Raw genomic sequence first — 21,074 nt, 5'->3', positions numbered from 1 at the left:
GATGCTATTGATCAGAATTTAGACCATAAATATAGTTTTTTATGTATGTTTTTTAAGCGGACTACCAAGGTTGGGTAATCTCAATTTTAAGGATAAAAAATGAAAAAAATATCAGCTTTAAAAAGAATAGTTATTGCAAGTTCATTATTCGCTATTGCCAGTTTGAGCTCTGCACAGGAATACAAACGTTTTTCAGTATCTGCGGGTTGGTTACATGTCATGCCTCAAGGCAAAGCCAATCCATTTAATATCGATACCCGTGTTAAAAATGGTACCAATGCAACCGTGGGCAGTATTTCAACTACAAGTTTTTTAAACTCAGTTGATCCGAATGCAATCGGGAAAGACGTAGGCGGAATTCCATTTAATCAGAAAGAGGTTTTAACTGAATTTCTTAATGATGATTTTATGAAGACGCTGTTAACCGATGGTAAGGGGAATATTTTGCCAGAGGTCGCTGGAAGTGCAAATATTCATGGTCTAGAGCATTGGCAGTCAGCAGGCACAGGGCTGGAAGCTGATGATGTCGATACCTTGGGATTAACATTGAATTATTATATTAATGACAATGTCTCATTACAGTTGATTGGAGGAATTCCGCCGAAAGTCGATATCAAAGGCAAAGGGGAAATCTTTGCACCAATGACGGGTTTGGCAACTTCACCCAGTGAGCTGGTTGGAATCTTATTCCCCGATGGTATTGATTTAAATCAGGCAATACCAATTACCAATTTAGGCAATAAATCTAAAGCTGCGTCAGTTCGTGCTTGGACTCCTGCGCTTGAAGCACAGTATCAATTTGGACAAACTGGAGTAAATAAGCTACGCCCATATATCGGTGTGGGATTGATGTACTCACGTTTTACCGATATTAAATTAAATCATCAGATTAACAGTGATTTGATTGCAGCTGGACATATGATTCAGAATGTGATGGTTGGAAAGGCGGGAGCAGCTTTGGATGGTAAGCCATCCAGTGCCAATCCTTATGTTCGGGTCAAAACAACAGATGCAATAGCGCCTATTGTGAGCTTGGGTGCGACCTATGATATTGACAGTAATTGGTTTGGCATTGCTTCTGTGTCCTATGCTAAATTGAATAATCAAGCGAAAATAGATGTGGTTGATGCCAATACAGGCAATCGTTTAATTCATTCAAAAACCAAAGTGGATATTGATCCCTTAATTACCTATTTAGGGGTTGGGTATCGTTTCTAAAATCGACATGACTTTCCCTAAGAGTCGTGAGGGTTTTAAATGGTTGGCTTCGGCTGACCATTTTTTATGGCTGAGCAACGATGAATACTAAAAAGCATCCATTTCGGATGCTTTTCAGGATTTAACTGTATTTTAAGGCGAATAGAACTTATTTTTCTACAATCGCCGTTACACCTTGACCACCGGCAGCACAGATTGAAATCAATACACGACCTGAGCCTTTTTGGTTAATCAATTTCGCAGCAGTCGCCAAAATACGACCACCTGTTGCAGCAAATGGATGTCCAGCAGCTAAAGAAGAACCTTTAACATTGAGTTTACTGCGATCGATTGAACCCAATGGTGCATCTAAACCTAAACGTTCTTTACAGAATTTTGGATCTTCCCATGCTTTTAATGTCGAAAGCACCTGAGATGCAAAAGCTTCATGGATTTCATAGTAATCGAAGTCCTGAAGTTTAATGCCAGCGCGATCCAGCATACGTGGAACAGCATACGCAGGCGCCATCAACAAACCTTCTTTCTTGCCAACAAAATCAACAGCCGCGGTTTCGCTGAATGTTAGATATGCAAGGACTTCATGACCATTGGCTTTTGCCCATTCTTCGGAAGCTAAAAGTACTACAGAAGCACCATCTGTAAGTGGGGTAGAGTTACCCGCAGTCATTGTTGCCGTATCGCCTTTACCAAATACAGGCTTGAGCTTGGCTAATTTTTCAACTGAAGAGTCTGGGCGTAAGTTATTGTCTTTGTCTAATCCCATAAACGGCGTGATGAGATCGTCAAAGAAACCTTCTTCATAGGCTTTCGCCATTTTTTGATGTGAAGATGCTGCAAGTTCATCCTGAGCTTCACGAGGAATTCCCCATTCCAAAGCAGTGATTGCCTGATGATCGCCCATAGATAAACCTGTACGTGGTTCACCATTTTTTGGTGCGTCCATCAAATCTTTAACATTGATTTTTGCCAATGCTTTAAGGCGGTCTTTACCCGTTTTAGCAATGTTGAGCTCAAGCAATGCTTTACGTAGACCGTCTCCAAATGCGATTGGTGCATCCGATGTGGTATCTACACCACCGGCAACGCCTACTTCGATTTGACCCAATGCAATTTTATTGGCAACCAAAAAAGCAGCTTGTAAGCCAGTACCGCATGCTTGCTGAATATCATAAGCTGGAGTTTCAGGGGCGAGCTGTGTATTGAGTACACATTCACGTGTCATGTTAAAATCACGGCTATGCTTTAAAACAGCACCAGCGACAACCTCACCTAAGCGTTGACCCTGTAAGTTGAAACGTTCAACCAAGCCGTTTAGGGCAGCTGTCAGCATATCCATGTTTGAAGCGCGGAAATAAGGACCATTTGAACGTGCAAAAGGAATGCGGTTACCACCGATGATTGCGACACGACGTACAGTGTTTTGACTCATAGTTTTGTCCTGTTGACCAGAAGTTTGAGTTTTGGTAGATAAAGATGTGGTTGCTTTTTTTGTCGTTGATGCAGCGCTTTTACCGCGCGAAGCTGTAGTTGCAGCACGAGTCGGTTTTTTTGTCGTGCTTGCTGCAGTTGCTGCGACAGAAGCTGTGTTTGAAGTCTTGCTGGTACGAGTACGAGCTTTTGATGTATTTGACACAGATTCTGTTGCAGGATTTTCAACATTTGAATTGTCTTGAGTTGTTTTGCTCATAAGGCTTTTCCAAGCATGTTCGCAATATTCTTAAGGCTTACATTAACATATTCACGGGTGGCTCGAATTGACTAAAATGACATTTGCATATTCTTTCAGGTCAAGTCATCATTTTGGCAACTCAAGTATGATTTAACAGAAACTTATGGATCATGGATATTACACTGAAGTTAAAAGATAACTTATGATCTATACAAAATTAATTTGAGATGAGAGATAACAAACATGTCTGACCAATACCAAGCATTTGCAAAATCTCCAATTGGTAAATTTGTCATTAAGAATCTGGGCTTACCTTCACCAATACAATTAGAGCGCTTTGAATCTGCGACGCCTGTGGTAAAAGGAGCTGTGTTGTTTGGTGCAGCACCAAAAGGACATTTTACGAGTGAAATCGCTCAGGTTTTAAGTAATATCCATGCGAATACTTATGCAGGGAATAATCCAGAGCTACAGCAAGCTGCTGCAAAATCAGGCTTGAACGTAGGCGCTTTTAATGAAGGCGACAAAGAGTCTAAGTTTAAAGCAGTCGTATTCGATGCATCTGGTATTCAAAACTCAGAGCAATTACAAGAATTACACAAATTTTTTAATCCTGTTGCCCGTCAAATCGCCACTTCTGGTCGTGTGATTGTGATTGGTTTAACGCCAGAAACTGCACCGACAATTAAACAAGCAATTGCACAACGTGCATTAGAAGGTTTTGTTAAATCAGTGGGTAAGGAATTCAAAAAGGGCATCGCAGCTGATCTTATTCTGGTTGATGCAGATGCTGCACAAAACTTGGAGTCGGCTTTACGTTTTGCCATTTCTCCACGTTCAGCTTATGTTTCTGGACAAGTGATTCGTGTTTCTAAAGGTGATCTTGTCGATGTGGATTGGGCGAAACCGCTTACAGGCAAGACAGCGCTGGTCACTGGCGCAAGTCGTGGTATTGGTGAAGCAATTGCACATGTATTGGCACGTGATGGTGCGCATGTGATTTGTTTGGATGTACCGCCACAACAGGCAGATCTAGACCGCGTTGCCGGTGAAATTGGTGGTTCGACTTTAGCCATTGATATCACAGCTGCAGACGCAGGTGAAAAAATCAAAGCAGCCGCAGCTCAGCACGGTGGTTTAGATATTCTTGTTCATAATGCCGGTATTACACGAGATAAAACTTTGGCAAATATGAAACAAGAGATGTGGGATCTTGTCATTAATATCAATCTTTCCGCAGCTGAACGTATTAACGATTATTTATTGTCCAATGATGGCCTAAATGCCAACGGTCGTATTATCTGTGTATCTTCAATATCGGGTATTGCAGGTAACCTTGGTCAAACCAACTATGCAGCTTCTAAAGCAGGTGTGATTGGTTTGGTTAAATTTACAGCACCTGTACTTAAAAATGGCATTACCATTAATGCTGTTGCACCTGGTTTTATTGAAACTCAGATGACAGCTGCGATTCCATTTGCAATCCGCGAAGCAGGTCGTCGTATGAACTCAATGAGCCAAGGTGGTTTACCTGTTGATGTTGCTGAAACTATTGCACTATTTGCATCTTCAGCTTCTACTGGTTTGAACGGAAATATCGTACGTGTTTGTGGTCAAAGCTTATTGGGTGCATAATCCGTAGGGCAATGTCCTGTTTTAATGTGCAGGAAATGAGAGGTATGATGGATTGATGCGAATCAGCCTCTCATTAAATTCTGTATATAAACACTGCATTTTCTAAATGAATGATTCGTGATTTCCAACGTTTATGTTGGATTTTTTAATATTGAATAAGAATTAATTTGCAAAGGTCTAGTATGAATACTCGCCATTTTAGTCAACTTCCAAAACCATATTTAGCTTATCCAAAAGTCATTCAAGGTCTGGTTTTTAAAAAGCCAAAAGGTGAAAAGGTACTGCCGCAAGTTGAATACGTGGTGGACTCATTCAAAATCGATCCGAACCATTTAAAAGCTTATAATGAAGTGTGTGGTTTCAAGAACAATGGTTATATTCCAGCAATTTATTTGGCTGTTCTATCACAAAGTTTGCAAATGCATATGATGACTTCTGAAGCATTTCCTTTTGCAATTTTGGGCTTGGTACATATCCGTAACCAAGTAAAACAGACACGTAAAATTGGGGTGAATGAACAATTGACTTTATCTTGTCAATTCGGTGAATTAAAACCGCATGATAAAGGAGTGCAATTCGATTTTATAACGACTGCAAAAGTCGGTAATGAGATTGTGATGCAAGGCTTAACCACTTATTTGGCACGTCAAAAAACACAAGGCGGGGTTTCTGAAAAAGCTAAGGAGTCAAAAGAGCCTGATTTCCAAGTCGCAGCGGTATGGGAGGTTTCTGAAAATACCGGTCGTCGTTACGCAATGACATCAGGTGATTTTAATCTGATTCATATTCATGCATTGACTGCAAAAGCCTTTGGTTTTAAACAGGCGATTGCACACGGGATGTGGAGTAAAGCAAGAGTTTTAGCGAGCCTGAATTTGCCTGATGCCTATGAGGCAGATGTTGTCTTTAAATTACCGATGTATTTACCTTCAACGGTTGAATTCTTGACAGCAACAACAGGCAAGGATACTGATTTTCTGATTCGCAATCAGAAGTCACAAAAACCACATGTGTCTGGTGTAGTAAAAGCTTTATAAGATAAAATACAGAGCCTAAGTCGCGATGATTTAGGCTTTTTAATAAAAAGCCATGAATAAAAATAGGATAGGAAATGAGTAGCTTAACGGATATTATTTTTGCAAACACCAAAAATTATCAAGGTTATGTAGACCAGCGTTTTGAAGATCTTGCAATTCAATTTAGCCGTTTACAGGATGGTCGATGTGAAAAGGGTGGAGCTGCTTTAACTGTATATTTCCAACAAGAGAAAGTCATAGATATTTATACAGGTCAGAAATCTCAAACAGAGCAATGGAATGAACATACTTTATCTGTTTGTTATTCTACAGGAAAGGGTATTCTTGCGACTTTAGCGCATATTCTCGTGAGTGAGGGGTATTTAGATTACGATACGCCTATTGTGAATTATTGGTCTGAGTTTGGTCAAAATGGAAAGCAAAATATGACTTTACGTCATATTTTAAGTCATCAAAGTGGTTTATACGATATTCGAAATATTATCAATAGCGCCGTAGAAATGGCTGATTGGCAGCATATGCTTAAAGTCATCGAGCAGGCAACCCCACGTTTTGCGATAGGGACAGATATTGCTTATCAGGCACTTACTTTTGGTTGGCTGGTCGGTGGGGTATTGGAAAAAGCCACTCACCAGTCGCTCACTGCGTTAATGCAAAAATACCTGGTGAATCCACTGCAACTTGATGGCGCGTACTTTGGTGTACCGGACACAGAACTAAATCGTGTTGCACGTTTGATTCAGAAAGCAATACCTGAACAAAAAGTAGAAAGCAAATCGGCTAAAAACAAATCCAACCAACGTAAACATTCTTTTTCAGATAAATTGGTGGAATTAACGGGTCAGAATCCGCAAGACTTTTTAGATGCGATGGTACCAAAGGGAATGCGCGATTTTAGTTTTTTCAGTGATCAGGGATTGCAAGCGATTATTCCAGCAGCCAATGGTGTATTTACTGCAAATAGTCTGGCCAAAGTTTATGCCATGATGGCAAATAAAGGTGTATGGGATGGAAAGGTATTTATCCGAGCTGAAGTTTTTGAGGAATTAAGCAAGATTCAATCGATTAAAAGAGATCGTGTCATGCCAATTCCTATGAAATGGCGTTTAGGCTATCATCGTGTGATTAGTATGGGTAAACGTGCAAAACAGGGTTTTGGTCATATTGGCTATAATGGCTCTGGGGCATGGTGTGATCCGCAGCGCGAACTCAGTTTTGCCTATACCCATAATTTTGCAATTGGTTCAATCACAGGGGATTATCGTCTGTGGGGATTGACTCAAGAAACCCTACGCTGTGCTGATAAGCTTTTAAAAGGCAGTAAAGGATGGTTTTAATTCATTCCATATTATTCAAATAATTCCATTTTAAGCACCAACTCAACATGGTGCTTAAAAGAATGATTGTCCAAACCTTTTAAACCCAATTCATAAATACCCTCTAATCCACAGACAAATGCAATAAGACGCCATGCGATATCTTGGCTTGAACTCAAAGTAGACTTCTTGAATTCTTGTTGGCTTATCCCGTATTCAATTGTCGTCACCAAAGCAAGATGCCATTTTTCCATCGCAATATTATAGGCTTTTTTTATTTCTTGATCCTGATCTATGAGCACTTCTGCTTCATTCCATAAACGTAAATAAGGTTGGGTTTGTTCAATATTTTCAACACCCAGCAATAAGCATAAACGTTCGACACTACTCTCTGTAGTAATCAGATTTTCAACTTCATCGAGCTGATCCATTAAAACAATGAATACTTCTGCTTTTAAGTGTGAGCTGGATTCAAAATGATGATGCACTTGACCTGTAGAGACCTGGGCTTCACTCGCAATTCGACGCACCGTTAAACCATTCAGTCCGTCTTGTAGTGCCAAACGTTTGGCTGCATCCAAAATCATGCTGCGACGTTGCGCTCGATTTAAATAGTTCATAGTTTGGCTTTTAACTTAATTTACAAAACAGATATTAAACAAAGTTGGACAGTTGTTCAAGTGTGCGTATAATGAGCTATCTTGAACAAGTGTCCAACTTTAATTAGGTGTGTTATGTACCGCAAATGGGTGATTCTGGCAATCATCGTACTCATTTATTTACCTGTTTCAATTGATGCAACAGTACTCCATGTCGCTATTCCGACTTTGAGCACTGCCTTATCATTATCTGCCAATGAAATGTTATGGGTTATTGATATCTACTCACTGATCATGGCAGGTTTGATTTTACCTATGGGTGCATTGGGTGATCGGATCGGTTTTAAACGCCTCATGTTGATTGGTGCCAGTATCTTTGGTGTGGCGTCCTTAATGGCGGCTTTTGCACATTCAGCCTATATGTTGATTGCAGCCAGAGCATTCTTAGGTGTTGGCGCCGCGATGATTTTACCTGCAACTTTGGCAGGCGTTCGGAATACCTTTTTAGATGAGAAACAACGAAATTATGCATTGGGAATTTGGGGAACAGTTGGCGGCGGCGGGGCAGCTTTTGGTCCACTATTAGGTGGATTTATTTTAGAGCACTTTAGTTGGGGCACTGTTTTCCTGATTAATGTACCGATTATTATTCTTGTGCTTATTTTGACCTTATGGTTAGTACCCAAACAAGCAGTACAAACAAAGCAACCTTTAAACTTACTACAAGCATTCATTTTGGTGGGTGCCATATTGATGTTGATCTATTCGATTAAGACGTCCATATATGCATTCAACCTGTCTATAGGATTGGTTTTTGTTGTTGGCGTGGGATTGTTAACAGGTTTTGTTCGCCATCAACTTCGCACTGCTCAGCCGATGATTGATTTTACGCTGTTTAAAAACCCTGTAATTTCAACCAGTATCGTGATGGCCATGGTTGCCATGATTGCCTTAGTTGGATTTGAGCTGTTGCTTTCTCAAGAATTGCAGTTTGTATATGGCTATACGCCACTTGAAGCTGGATTATTCATCTTGCCTTTTATGATAGCGATCAGTATTGGTGGACCTTTTACCAGTATCTTAATGAATCACTATGGCTTGCGACCTGTAGCGACTGTTGGAATGATGATGTGTGCGGTCTGTTTCTTTGGTTTGGCAATGACTGATTTCAATGGGCAAAATATTCAGGCATGGGTATGGATGGTGCTGATGGGAATCAGCGTTGAAATTGCTTTATTGTCATCTACAGCCGCCATTATGTCAGCAGTACCTCCTGAAAAAGCAACTGCTGCGGGTGCAATTGAGGGAATGGCGTATGAACTGGGTGCCGGTTTAGGTATTGCTATTTTTGGACTGCTGTTATCACTATTCTATGCGCAATCTATTGTGATACCTTCAACACTTCCAGTCGATATGGTGACTCAAGTAAGTTCATCAATCGGTGAGGCTTTATCTGTGATCCAACATGCCGACCCTACATTGATGCAACAAGTAAAACTGGCTGCCTCAGAAGCATTTATCCATTCGCACAGCAAAGTACTGAGTATTTCTGGTGCAATGTTTTTAATTTTATCGGTATTTGTTTGGCGGGCATTACCCGATAAGCAACTATTAGTGAAATAGTATTTTGATTGTGACCAGTATTTCAGTCTAGCGCTTACTCAATAGATTGTAGTAAGCTCTATTTTTTAGTTTGATAAATGATTCGCTTACAGCAACGTTCAAGAGATGTCATTAAAATCGTCAAATTTGAAGAAATTGATCGAATTATCTCTAATAAAAAATAACTCTACAGTTCTTCATTCACTAATTGTCAAAAAAACAGTATCCTTAGCTCTGTAACTAGGAGCTTCCATGTATCAGGTACTTGCACGTAAATATCGCCCACGCAACTTTAATGAATTGGTCGGACAGAACCACGTTTCTCGTGCGCTGACCAGTGCTTTGGAACGTGGACGTTTACATCATGCTTACTTATTTACAGGAACACGTGGTGTTGGAAAAACCACAATTGCGCGAATTTTAGCAAAATGTTTAAACTGTGAAACTGGCGTAACTTCGACACCCTGTGAAGTTTGTGCAACATGTAAAGCTGTCAATGAAGGGCGTTTTATCGACCTCATCGAAATCGATGCAGCATCGCGAACCAAAGTTGAAGATACCCGTGAGCTGCTTGATAATGTGCCTTATGCACCTACGCAAGGTCGTTTTAAAGTTTATCTGATTGATGAAGTGCATATGCTTTCTACGCACTCATTCAATGCTTTGTTAAAAACATTGGAAGAACCTCCAGAACATGTAAAATTTTTATTTGCGACAACTGATCCACAAAAACTTCCTATTACAGTGATCTCGCGTTGCTTGCAATTTACATTACGTCCTTTGGCTGTAGATGAAATTACCCATCATCTCAGCAGTATTTTAGATAAAGAGGAAATATCAGCAGAGCAAGATGCCATTTGGCAGATTGCGGAATCTGCACAAGGTTCGTTACGTGATGCCTTGTCTTTAACTGATCAAGCAATAGCTTATGGTCAAGGTGCAATTCATCACCAAGATGTTAAAGAAATGTTGGGCTTGATTGATCGAACGATTATTTACGATTTGATTTTGGCGATACATCAAAATCAGCGGGAATGCGTCAGCCAGTTGTTATTACAGTTCAGACAGCAGGCTTTAGATGTTTCATTGGTTTTGGATCAGTTTATTTCAACATTACATGAATTGGCAATGTTGCAATATTTGCCAGAGCTCAGTCTAAAATATAGTGCAGAAATTAATAAAAAAATTATACAGTTATCAAAAATTGTCTCTGCTCAGGATTTACAGCTCTATTATCAAATTGCATGTAAAGGTCGGGCTGAGTTGCAACTTGCCGTGACGCAAGAGCAGGGCTTTGAAATGACTGTATTGCGTTTACTTGCTTTTAGGCCGATGCGGGTGAATGAAGTGGTTGTTTCTCACACTCAACAGCATGTTGAACAACAAGTGCTTCCAACTGAAAGTCAAGATGAATCTTTAAATATCGACCTTCATCAGTCTGTGAACCCATTTGCACAAAGTCAAGACAATACTCAGGTTGAGGTGACGAGCGATAATGAGGCAAAGATCGGCAGTGAGCTTGATACAGAAAATGGAGTTATTGCGCGTGATCTTGCCTTGCAACAGTTGCAGCCATTAGAATCTGATCCTGCTTTTGATGCGGTTGAAGATGAGTTGTCACAGCATCCTATTGAAGATCGAGAGCCGAACAGCGATGATGCTTTCGATGAGCCATTTATTGAAGACGCTGACAACACAGAGAGCGGTGCACCAATACAGACGACCATTCCAGAAACTTCTCAATCTGTTGCCTTACAGCCAAATCATGATGTTCAAAATGACAGGTCTGTGGATGCTGCACCAGATTTAACCCTCTTTGGTGCGGAGCTTCATTCGCAAAGTACCAATGCAAACTCTTCAGTGCCGATCGCAAATCAGGAGGTGTTCTTTTTAACCCCTGAAGAGCACGATCAACAACTTGATATTGAAAATATTGAATCTATAAAAGAACAACAGCCAAGTGGGGAAAAACAAGTTCAGACGGTCAAGCCTGAAATTCAATCATTATCCTCCAAGGATGTTCAAACACCGCAACAAATATTAACGCTACAATCTCAGGTTCTAGAAGGAGAGTGGACTGTTGATAAATGGGAATATTGGTTTAGAAACAGTTCGCTTTCTCCAGCCGTTCAAGAACTGGCACAACATGGTTTGATGATGGGTGTGATTAATGGTCAGTCCGTTTTTCAAACTTCATCAAAATATGAAAAATTATTGAATCAGGCACAACATGATCTTGAAGCTGCTTTAAAGCAGCAGTGGTCACAAACGATATTTACGGTTCAATATGGTGAGGTCGAGTCGATTACACCATATATGATGCAAAAAGAACGTAAAGTACGTGCTTTTGATCGTGCTGCTGAAATGCTTAAACAAGAGCCTGTGGTAAAAAGCTTGATTGATGCATTTGATGGACAGATTGAAAATATTCAGCTCAAAAATTGAATACATTTTGTGGTAGTTTTTACTGTTCATTCAATTTAGTCTAAATGAATGAGATGCGCTGGCAACTTTAGCTTGCCAGTGCATGTTTTTTCGTCAATGACTGGTTTTTTCAGAAGATCAATTAACCATATATCCAATCTGTTGAAAACGCATACCTTAAAATATAATTTTTCTTAATCAATATCATCAATAAAATCAAGCTTCTGATTGCTCACATAAAGTTTTGATTACAGTGTTTTTAGCTCTCATGTTTTAAATACATTTTGAAGGTGAAGATTCACTATAGAAAAGCATGCAATGGTTTAAAAGTCCAAAATAAATGCAGCCCCAAATTTTCTAACAATTTATATAAAATCATAAAGTAGACTGGATATTAAGGAGTGAAATGCAATCACCTGTTTGAATCATCGTGCGCTGTCAACCTAGGTTTTATTCAATTGTATTATCGTGACATCAAAATTCTGATCAGTTTGGGATGATCTTATAAAATAAATATGAATTAAAAATAAAGCAGTTTTTATTCGGTCAGTTTGTGGTTATAATCACGCCAATTTTACGAAAGGGGTGCCTAAAAATGCCAAATAGTTCGTCGAGGTGCTGTAGTTTATCTATAGTGATTCTAGAAGATTAAGCAAGGCATTTTCCCAATAATGTTGTCTTGCAATGAGATAGCATTTCTATTTTTAAACTACATTTTCCTTAATTAAAACACCTGTTCAAGGTCTGTTTTTATATCTCCTGTTTTATTATCCCGTACTTCATGTCAACAATGCGGCTTGGGTTCAAATATAAGGCTATCTGTACCGAACTACTTTTGATAATCAACATCGTTAAAGTATCGTGCTTTAAACATCTTGCAATCTTTTCGTCATTTGCATGTGATAAAAAAGTAAAGGGCTTTTATTCTGTTATTCATGAGATATCAATGATATAGACCATAAATTAAAATAACTGTGGAGCGTATAGATGCAACTCCAATTTATGCAACATTTAGAATTAACAAACATGCTTGACACATTGATCAGTCTTTTTTCTGCCTTTATTTTAGGGGGGCTGATTGGATTTGAACGTCAGTATCGACAACGTACAGCAGGTTTAAGGACAAATGTATTGGTGGCTGTAGGTGCAGCTATTTTTGTTGATATTGCCAATAACTTAACCGGTGCAGATGGTTCTGTTCGAGTGATTGCCTATGTTGTTTCTGGGATCGGCTTTTTAGGTGCAGGTGTGATCATGCGTCAAGAGGGTAATATACAAGGGTTAAATACTGCTGCAACACTGTGGTGTTCTGCTGCTGTTGGTGCGGCAGCAGGTTGTGATCGTATTGTCGAGGCATTGTTGGCGACACTATTCATTTTGGCTGCAAATACCTTGTTACGTCCGATCGGACATATTATTGATCGCAAGCCTTTAAATGTTGAGTCAGAAATGCAACATGAAATTTATGTGGTGTGCCAAAAAGAACATAGTAAATATGTCATGGATGAGTTGAGTAAAGCTTTGAAGCATTATCATTTTCCAGCGAAAGATTTTGATGTTGAGCCTTTTGGAGAGCAAGATGTAGAGATTAAGGCAATTTTGATTGCAAACTCAGTTGAAGAAAAAGAAATTCAGCCGATTATTGAAATGTTGAATCAAATGCCTGAAGTCAGTCAGGCTTTTTGGGATCAAAATACTTTGGCTTAAATGCTTATGCGGTAAATTTAATTTATTTGCGCTTAATTTTAAATCATTGATTTTGAAATTAACTATTCACTTAGATAAATCTCTAAAGCATCTCGCATATCTTGAGGGACCGGGGTGCTTTTTTTGGTGTTACGAGAGACAAATACATGGACAAATTGCCCCTGTGCTGAAGCTTGGTCATGTCCTTGTTTAAAAATTGCCAAATCATAAGTCAGCGATGCGTTTCCTATTTTTGAAATGGCAACACCGACCTCAATAATTTCAGGATAAGTGAGTTCTTGAAAAAAATCACAAGAAGAATTTACGACTAAGCCAATAATCGATGAGTGATGGATATCAAAGCCTGCTTTTTGAATTAACAGGGCATTGGCTGCAGTATCGAAATAACTATAGTAGGTTACATTATTCACATGACCATAAATATCATTGTCCGCCCAACGCGTTTGAATCGGGAAAATAAAGGCATATTGATTACGTAATTTTATTTGTGGTTTCATTTTACTTTACTCTGCGTTAAACGGACATGTGTATCAAAACAATACCAGTGTGAATGATAATCTATGTATATTCAATTGAGTCAGTTTCTGATCGCATCCTTCTAGAGAATTGAATAGATATGACGATGTTATCCGTAAAAAGCGTGTTTTATCTACAATTTTAAGTTTTTGTCTAATGGTTTAATGAGGTCAAAGTTTTGTTTAAAAAATTGGTTAGATACCGCGGGTCATCGACTCTGCAAATCGATTTAACCTTTAGATGTGAAGCGTGGCGGTGAGAGCTTTATGTCATCAAACAACATACTTATCACATTAATTTTATAGATCAACAGAAATGATATTTTCCGTATGCGTTTTTCAATAGACTGATTATATGAATAACTGATGATTTAAAATAAAAAAGCCCATCAAGTCAGACTTCATGAGCTTTAGAAAATAGAATCTGATCGAAATCAGATTCTATTGATTAGAAACGGTAACCTAGACCTAAATAAGTCACAATCGGTTTAATTTCGATACTGCTTTGACCTGAGATCAAGGTTGTTGTACCAGCTGGTGTGGTGCCATTCACATTGAGTTTAGCTTTAGTTGTAAGGTGAGCATAAGACACCGAAGCTGTTGCATACCAGTTTTTATTGATATTGAAATCAGCGCCGAGAATAGCAACTGGTGCAAAAGCATCATCAACTTTTACTTTACCTAGTTCTGGCTTAAACGCAGCAAGATAAGGGTTGGCTTTGAGTGCTTGGTTAATTGCTGGATCAGTTTCAACATTCGAGAAATGTGCATACATTAAACCGGCACCGATGTATGGACGGATTTTATTGTTGATTGAGCCAAAGTGGTAACGACCAGAGATGGTCGGTGTATACGCATCTGTTGTTGCCGCTTTGTCATATTTGTCGAGATCAATAACGTTGATTCCGTGAACTTTAATGCTGCCTTTGCCTGCAAGTTCCATTTCAGGCGGTGCACCCAAAGTTAATTCTAATGAAACATTATCATTGACGAAATAATCCAGCATTAAACCTACAGTATCAGCATTTTGTACTTCAAAACCAGCATCAGGATTAGCTGCCTGTAAATTGGCCAAAGGCCCCAAGTAAGGTGAATTACCAGTTTTCCCATTGACACCTTGTCCCTTACTTTGTGGCATTACATGTAACCAACCTGTAGAAACAGCAAAAGTTTTACCGTCTGAAGTCGCTGCATGTGTAACAGTGTTTAAGCCAAATGCTGCGAATGGTAAAATCGCCAATGTAAGTTTTTTCATAGAATCATTTCCAATACTGTCTGTTATCTTAATTTCCCGATTAAGATCGTCGGCGATTCTAGAGTAATTATTTTAGAAATTAAACGTAAAATACGGTAAATTATCAACCAGTCAGTCATAGAAATAATAAGTAATTAAAATAATAGTATGATAATTAAAGCTATAAATAGATATTTTTTAAAAAACTTAAATAATCTGTTTGATTAAAAAATAGAATAATTTTAAATTTTATTGGTTGATTTTTGCGCATTTTGATAATTTGATGTTTTTATTATATTGCTGTACTTGCAGAAACTGACAATTTCGTGTGCTTGAGAAATTAGGATATTCAGCACCACCAAAAGAATTTTTTTGCTGATTTTACCTAAAAAATCTAGCAGAACACCTACACAAATTGATCAAAGCTTCTCTCAAAATATATGCCACAGCGAGGACACCAGACCTATATGAGATGTTTTTCCAAAAAAGCTATTTTGAATAGCTTTACAATATTCAAAGCCCATCCTAGAGCAAAAGCACAACTATTCTGGTCCTATGTTTTGTGTCTGTTGAGTGTTTACAGGTGTTTGTAACAGTAGAGATCTTTTAGATGCAATTAAGCAGATTTAGTAAAATTCAGTCATGCTAAGTCAGCAAAATCGAAAGCAGTAGTGAAAAATGTTCATTCACCACAAGCTTAGGATTAAAAACTCTGGAAACTGTTTTATAAAACAGTATCAGGGGGAGGAAGTCAGCATTTCATGCCTGTTTATGTCATTTTAACTGATAGCACAATGCATGTTTAAAATGTCAGCAGACTTTAATAATCAGCAGGCTCTAATAAATTGCCTGATAAATGTTGAGTGCATCTGCGTAGTTTAAAACTTTAGGATTGTTTTGTAATAGACGTGTTTGAAGCATTGCATCTTGTGCAAGCACTTCAAGCTGTTGAGGTTGTACATTTAAATCTCTGAGTTTTAGTGTCAAGCGACTATTGTTGAGATGATTTTGCATGTGATCGATAAATAAATCACAGAGACCTTCAGTACTGCCTTTACTGTAGGGATCTAACCATTGCATGAGTTCTGCATAATGAGCTTTGGCTTCAGAGGCATTAAATTTTAAGACTTCTAATAAAACCAGAGCATTGGTGTGCCCATGGGACAGGTGAAAATGCCCACCCAATGGATATGCAAGGGCATGAACGGCACCAACAGGTGCATTGGCGAATGCTTGACCAGCAAGCATTGAACCTAAAAGCATATTTTGACGAGCTTCCATGTTCATCCCATCTGCCAAGACAAGTTTTAAGTTCTTATTGAGAAGTTTAAGTGCTTGCTTTGCCAACATGTCAGCATAAAAGTTTTTCTTTATTTTAGAAGTATAGGCTTCAATGGCATGTACCATTGCATCGATACCAGTTGCAGCTGTGATCTGTGGCGGTAGACCTGTGGTAAATGTGGCGTCAAGAATGGCGACATCAGCATATAAGATGGGTGAGACAATTCCTGTTTTTGTCGTTTCACCAGTCGTGACAATAGAAATGGGCGTAACTTCAGAACCGGTACCTGCAGTGGTGGGAATCAGAATGAGCGGAAGTCTGGGGCCATGAACATTGTTGACACCGTAGATATCTTGAATGCTTTGAGTTTGTTGAGTATGAGCCAGGACTGCAATCAGTTTGGCCACATCCATTGAGCTGCCACCCCCAAAGCCAATAACAACATCTACTTGATTTTTTTTAGCAAACTCTACTGCGGATAAGACAATGTGCTCAGCAGGATCAGCTTGTACGTCGGAGTAAATCTCATAAGCTAAATGAGCATCTTCTAGAATTTTCAGTACAGGTAAATGCAGCGCATGTTGGATCATCCCGGCATCCGTTACCAATAAGGCTTTTTTGTATTTTTGGGCCAATACCAGATTTAATTCTTGGATTGAACCTAGTCCAGAAATGATGTTTGCCACAGTTTGAAATTGGAAATGCTGCATTGTGTATTATCCTTAATCTGTCATCACAAAATTAACATTATTGTTTTAAGGTTCTATAGGATTCACTTGCTAAATAACTTAACATAAGCAGTTATAAAAGAAATGATCATTTGAGGCGGTTTATGTTATCCAAAATGCCATACAAGATTTTATGTGTGTGCTTAGGAAATATTTGTCGTTCACCTACAGCAGAAGTTGTCTTGCGACATTATTGTGATGAACAACAATTGAACGTGATTGTTGATTCGGCTGGAACGAGCAATTATCATCCGAATAAATCACCCGATCACCGCAGTCAAAAACATGCAATAAAAAGGGGCTATGATCTTTCAGATTTGCGTGCTAGACAGTTAAAAATACAAGATTTTTTAGATTTTGATTTGATTCTTGCAATGGATCATGAAAATTTAGCGGATATAAAGTCATTACTTCAACGAGCGATTCAACAATTTGGTGTACAGTCTGTTAAAGCGCACATTGCACTGATGAGTGAACATGATGCTGATTTCCCTAAACAAGACATTCCTGACCCTTATTATGGTGAAGCAGATGGATTTGAGCGTGTTCTTGATCAATGTGAGTCAAGTAGTTTAGCCTGGGTGCAGGTTTTTCAGCAGAAAATTCAGTATAAGTAATTGATATACATTAGGAATAAAATTTAAGTTATGAATATTGAATCTCAGGTTCAACTTAAACCATTTAATACACTCCGTTTAGATTCAGTTGCATCACATTTTGTAAAAGTGCAATCAGTTGCTGATCTTAAAAGTGCGCTGCAATTTTCCAAACAAAATAATTTAAACGTGCTTCTTCTTTCAGGTGGAAGCAATATGATTCTTCCTGAACATATTCACGCTTTGGTTATTGCGATCGATATACAAGGAATTGAGTTTATCGGTGAGGACGCGCATAGCAAAACAATTAAAGTAGGTGCAGGACAAGTTTGGCATGACTTTGTATTGTGGACAACTGCACAGCACTTGTATGGTCTGCAAAACCTTGCATTGATTCCAGGTTTGGTGGGGGCTTCTCCTGTACAAAATATAGGAGCTTATGGTGTAGAAGCAGGTGAGTTTATTGAATCAGTTGAAGTATATGATCGTAAATTAGATCAAATACGCTCGATTAGTGCTCTGGATTGCCAATTTTCTTATCGTCACAGTATTTTCAAAGATGATCCAAGTCGCTATGTAATTACTCATGTGGTTTTTAGATTACTGAAACAGACTGATTTAAAAATCAGCTATGGAGATCTGAAAGCAGCAATGGCGGATGATTTGAGTGCTGAAAATTTACAAAAACAGGTGATACAAATCCGACAAAGTAAACTTCCTGATCCCAAGGAATATCCAAATGTTGGAAGTTTCTTTAAAAATCCGATTATTGGGCAAGATGTATTTTCACAATTAATTGCAAAATTCCCTAATATTCCACATTATCCTCAAACAGAGGATCGCGTTAAAATTGCAGCTGGTTGGCTGATTGATCAAGCCGGATGGAAAGGTAGGCAACTTAATCAAGTGGGTATGTTCCATAAACAAGCTTTAGTTCTGGTCAATTATGCAGATGCGACACTGACAGATGTTCAAGCGACTTATCGAGCTGTTCAGAAGGATGTGTTCGATAAGTTTGCAGTACATTTGGAGCCTGAACCTGTGCTTTTTAACGAAATGGGATTAATTCAGAACCATTAACATTGAGTCTATATATGGTTAAACAACATTGGATAGTCAGATTTTTACGGATGGTTGCAATACTATTTGTACTTTTTGGCTGTCTGATTGTATTTTGGTATACGCCATTCTATTCGAATCTAATGGTGAAGATTCTGAATACTTTTGTACCTGTGGAAGTCAATCAGGTCGCAGCAAAAAGTCAACAAAATGCGGCATTATCTGAAACAGAAAACCTGGAACCAGGTTCGGATTTGTGGATTGCTCGACAAGCTTATCTGAAGCTGATGGAAGAGCAGTTAAAAAGTAACGATGCCAAGGATTTGCTTGCACTTCAATTGCGTTATCGAGCTTTACAGGAAAAAATTGCCAAAGAGCAAAAAGAAGATGATGAAGAGCAGATCAAGCCAGTGATTCCATTGGTGTCTGAACATGCTGCTTCTGCAACGGTAGAAGAACCGCCGAATGATGTTGTTAAAAATTTATTGGATTTAAATAGTGAAGACAATAAAGCACTAATGGATGAGTATTTAACTTTCCTGAAAAAGTATAAAGTTGATGATAAGATTTTACATGAAAATTCCTCTGCTTCATCGGTTGAATTATCAAGTTCACAAGTGCAGCAGGATTTAGAAAGTCTGCCGAATAAGAGTAGCGAGGTTCCAAAACCAATCAGCCAACCTTATGCCATTGTCGTTTTGGGTGGGGGGTTGACTTTAGATAAAAATCAGAAAGATATTATTGTCAATGATTACACTAAATTAAGGTTGGAAACGACCATTGCACTCGAGAAAAAAATGAAACTGCCGATTGTATTGAGTGGTGTTGAAGCACCTTATATGCAAAAGTGGTTGTCTGAGCGTGGAGTGCAGGCAAAATTATTGGAAAATCGCAGTATGAATACCTGTGAAAATACACGTTTTAGCTCCTTACTATTACAAAAAAAGGGCGGAGCACCTACCGTCATGCTGATTACAGACCGTTATCACATGCCTAGAACACGTCGTTTATTTGCACTGAATGGTATTGAAACAATTCCAGTGGATGCGCCAATGCCTACTCAATTGACACAATGGCAACCAAGCAAACAAAATTATGATCATAGCCGCAGAGCTAACTACGAAACTTTAGCAACAATTCGAGATATGTTGTTTGGTTCGAGTGGCTGTAGAGAGGTGCCTTAATGGCGGATATCCCATTTTTAAATCCTACAATTTTAAAACAACTTGATTTGCCAGTACCAAGTCGGGATACCACACCACAATTATTAGAAGCTTTAAATTTAAACCGTGAATATGTGCCTAACCAAGAAATCAAGGCTTATCAGCGACTTTATGGTTTTGATCAATTGGATTGTGTCCAATGGCAAGGCTTTATTGATATGCCCTTGTTTAAGTTGCATGTTCAGGTATTTAAGCCAAAAATTGAAAAAGTAAAAGGAACAGTCTGTTTATTACATGGTTATTTAGAACATAGTGGTATCTATCAACCGATTGTCAAAGAAATCCTTGAACAAGGCTTCAGTGTAATTACTTACGACTTGCCAGGTCATGGTTTAAGTAACGGTTCACCAGCCAATATTAAAAATTTTGACCACTATCAGCACGTGCTGCATGCCGTTTACCAATATGTTAAAAACTCACAGCATCTTCCTAAACCCTGGTTAGGCGTTGGTCAGAGTACAGGTGGTGCAATTTGGATGCATCATTTACTTGAATATGCACAAAAACGAGAAAATCCAATCGTCGACCGAGTTTTACTCTTATCACCTTTGGTTCGACCGGCTAAAACAGCGTGGTGGCACAATTCTATTGGTTTAGGCATTATTCGTAGAATTAAAAGAGAAGTTCCGCGTCATTTTAAACGTAACAACCATAATCCGGAGTTTTTAAGATTTGTACGACTAAAAGATCCTTTACAACCCCGTATGATGGGAATGGACTGGATTCTAGCAATGTCGAAGTGGATGCAGGAAATGGAAGAATTTCCAAAATGCCGTATACCTGTATGGTTGGCGCAAGGGGCTCAAGATCAAACCGTAGATTGGAAATATAATATTGATTTTGTGCGCCGCCAGTTCAGACTGCAAACGTTATTAATTCTTGAAGAAGGATCCCATCAACTCATTAATGAACGTGCTGATATTCGGGCGGCATTAACGGGTTTAATCCCGGCTTTTTTGCATGCGCATTCTTCGGGTGACTATTTTTAATAAGTCGCTAATAAATAATATCGCTTGAATCGCTCTTTTTTATGCTTTTAAAAGGACATGGCTTATAAGAATTGTTGAAAAAATGAGTGAAAAATACAGTTTTTTATACAATTTGTTTAAAAATTAAGCATATGATTGATGTTTTTTAAAATAGGGGTTGCGTGTCTAGAGAAAATATATAGAATACGCAGCATCCCGACGCGATACAGCAAACGAACTTAGCTTAGAGGGTTAAGTTGTT

Annotated in this window: 16 protein-coding genes; 11 read left to right on the top strand and 5 right to left on the bottom strand. The window is 38.7% G+C overall.

What is annotated here, in order from left to right:
• The first annotated feature begins 99 nt into the window (after window positions 1–99).
• Window positions 100–1,218 carry an OmpW family protein gene (locus tag IMO47_RS00525; RefSeq protein WP_196076548.1) on the top strand — a complete coding sequence of 373 codons (1,119 nt, stop codon included), beginning with the start codon at window positions 100–102 and terminating at the stop codon, window positions 1,216–1,218.
• A 148-nt stretch (window positions 1,219–1,366) separates the two neighbouring features.
• Here the strand turns inward: IMO47_RS00525 and IMO47_RS00520 are convergent, their stop codons facing one another.
• Entirely contained in the window at window positions 1,367–2,905 is a 1,539-nt protein-coding gene (locus IMO47_RS00520) for an acetyl-CoA C-acetyltransferase (protein WP_196076549.1), read from the bottom strand.
• A 225-nt stretch (window positions 2,906–3,130) separates the two neighbouring features.
• Between IMO47_RS00520 and IMO47_RS00515 the strand changes: the two genes are divergently transcribed.
• The 3 genes from IMO47_RS00515 to IMO47_RS00505 all read left to right on the top strand — a co-directional run bounded on the left by IMO47_RS00515 (window position 3,131) and on the right by IMO47_RS00505 (window position 6,896).
• Window positions 3,131–4,522, top strand: a complete 1,392-nt coding sequence (locus IMO47_RS00515) for a 3-oxoacyl-ACP reductase (RefSeq protein WP_196076550.1) — start codon at window positions 3,131–3,133, stop codon at window positions 4,520–4,522.
• A 182-nt stretch (window positions 4,523–4,704) separates the two neighbouring features.
• On the top strand, window positions 4,705–5,559 hold the full coding sequence (locus tag IMO47_RS00510; RefSeq protein ID WP_196076551.1) for a MaoC/PaaZ C-terminal domain-containing protein: 855 nt from the start codon (window positions 4,705–4,707) through the stop codon (window positions 5,557–5,559).
• Window positions 5,560–5,633: 74 nt separating this feature from the next.
• Window positions 5,634–6,896, top strand: coding sequence for a serine hydrolase domain-containing protein (locus IMO47_RS00505; protein WP_196076552.1), 1,263 nt, complete (start codon window positions 5,634–5,636; stop codon window positions 6,894–6,896).
• Between the two features lie 11 nt (window positions 6,897–6,907).
• On the opposite strand, the gene IMO47_RS00500 is transcribed toward IMO47_RS00505, so the two are convergent.
• Window positions 6,908–7,495 carry a TetR family transcriptional regulator gene (locus IMO47_RS00500; RefSeq protein WP_196076553.1) on the bottom strand — a complete coding sequence of 196 codons (588 nt, stop codon included), beginning with the start codon at window positions 7,493–7,495 and terminating at the stop codon, window positions 6,908–6,910.
• Between the two features lie 114 nt (window positions 7,496–7,609).
• On the opposite strand from IMO47_RS00500, the gene IMO47_RS00495 reads away from it, so the two are divergent.
• The 3 genes from IMO47_RS00495 (at window position 7,610) to IMO47_RS00485 (ending at window position 13,207) form a co-directional block, all read left to right on the top strand.
• Window positions 7,610–9,097, top strand: coding sequence for a SmvA family efflux MFS transporter (locus IMO47_RS00495; protein WP_196076554.1), 1,488 nt, complete (start codon window positions 7,610–7,612; stop codon window positions 9,095–9,097).
• A gap of 231 nt (window positions 9,098–9,328) precedes the next feature.
• Window positions 9,329–11,521: a DNA polymerase III subunit gamma/tau gene (gene dnaX / locus IMO47_RS00490; protein WP_196076555.1), complete on the top strand. Its 2,193-nt coding sequence runs from the start codon at window positions 9,329–9,331 to the stop codon at window positions 11,519–11,521.
• 966 nt (window positions 11,522–12,487) lie between these two features.
• Entirely contained in the window at window positions 12,488–13,207 is a 720-nt protein-coding gene (locus tag IMO47_RS00485; RefSeq protein ID WP_005032074.1) for an MgtC/SapB family protein, read from the top strand.
• Between the two features lie 62 nt (window positions 13,208–13,269).
• Here IMO47_RS00485 and IMO47_RS00480 read toward each other — a convergent pair whose 3' ends face one another.
• The 3 genes from IMO47_RS00480 to IMO47_RS00470 form a co-directional block, all read right to left on the bottom strand.
• Window positions 13,270–13,704, bottom strand: coding sequence for a thioesterase family protein (locus tag IMO47_RS00480; protein WP_196077045.1), 435 nt, complete (start codon window positions 13,702–13,704; stop codon window positions 13,270–13,272).
• A gap of 466 nt (window positions 13,705–14,170) precedes the next feature.
• Window positions 14,171–14,977 carry an OmpW family outer membrane protein gene (locus tag IMO47_RS00475; protein ID WP_196077046.1) on the bottom strand — a complete coding sequence of 269 codons (807 nt, stop codon included), beginning with the start codon at window positions 14,975–14,977 and terminating at the stop codon, window positions 14,171–14,173.
• An 816-nt stretch (window positions 14,978–15,793) separates the two neighbouring features.
• The gene (locus IMO47_RS00470) at window positions 15,794–16,948 is read right to left on the bottom strand and encodes an iron-containing alcohol dehydrogenase (protein WP_196074519.1); all 1,155 of its coding nucleotides are present in this window, start codon (window positions 16,946–16,948) and stop codon (window positions 15,794–15,796) included.
• Window positions 16,949–17,070: 122 nt separating this feature from the next.
• On the opposite strand from IMO47_RS00470, the gene IMO47_RS00465 reads away from it, so the two are divergent.
• Genes IMO47_RS00465 through IMO47_RS00450 form a run of 4 tightly spaced genes read left to right on the top strand, consistent with a single transcriptional unit; the run spans window position 17,071 to window position 20,833 of the window.
• The gene (locus IMO47_RS00465) at window positions 17,071–17,583 is read left to right on the top strand and encodes a low molecular weight protein-tyrosine-phosphatase (RefSeq protein ID WP_196074518.1); all 513 of its coding nucleotides are present in this window, start codon (window positions 17,071–17,073) and stop codon (window positions 17,581–17,583) included.
• 30 nt (window positions 17,584–17,613) lie between these two features.
• Entirely contained in the window at window positions 17,614–18,642 is a 1,029-nt protein-coding gene (gene murB, locus IMO47_RS00460; protein WP_196074517.1) for a UDP-N-acetylmuramate dehydrogenase, read from the top strand.
• Window positions 18,643–18,656: 14 nt separating this feature from the next.
• Window positions 18,657–19,805 (top strand): YdcF family protein, encoded by a 1,149-nt coding sequence (locus IMO47_RS00455; RefSeq protein ID WP_196074516.1) that lies wholly within the window; start codon window positions 18,657–18,659, stop codon window positions 19,803–19,805.
• Window positions 19,805–20,833, top strand: a complete 1,029-nt coding sequence (locus tag IMO47_RS00450) for an alpha/beta hydrolase (protein WP_196074515.1) — start codon at window positions 19,805–19,807, stop codon at window positions 20,831–20,833. Before IMO47_RS00455 ends, IMO47_RS00450 begins: the two co-directional genes overlap by 1 nt.
• The last annotated feature ends 241 nt before the right edge of the window (window positions 20,834–21,074 follow it).

The organism is Acinetobacter sp. Res13-Abat-PEC15-P4-01 (genome assembly GCF_015676285.1).
In the GTDB taxonomy this organism is placed as follows: Bacteria; Pseudomonadota; Gammaproteobacteria; order Pseudomonadales; family Moraxellaceae; genus Acinetobacter; species Acinetobacter nematophilus.
Note: the sequence above shows the minus strand (reverse complement) of the source record. Positions and strands in the feature narration are given on the sequence as shown.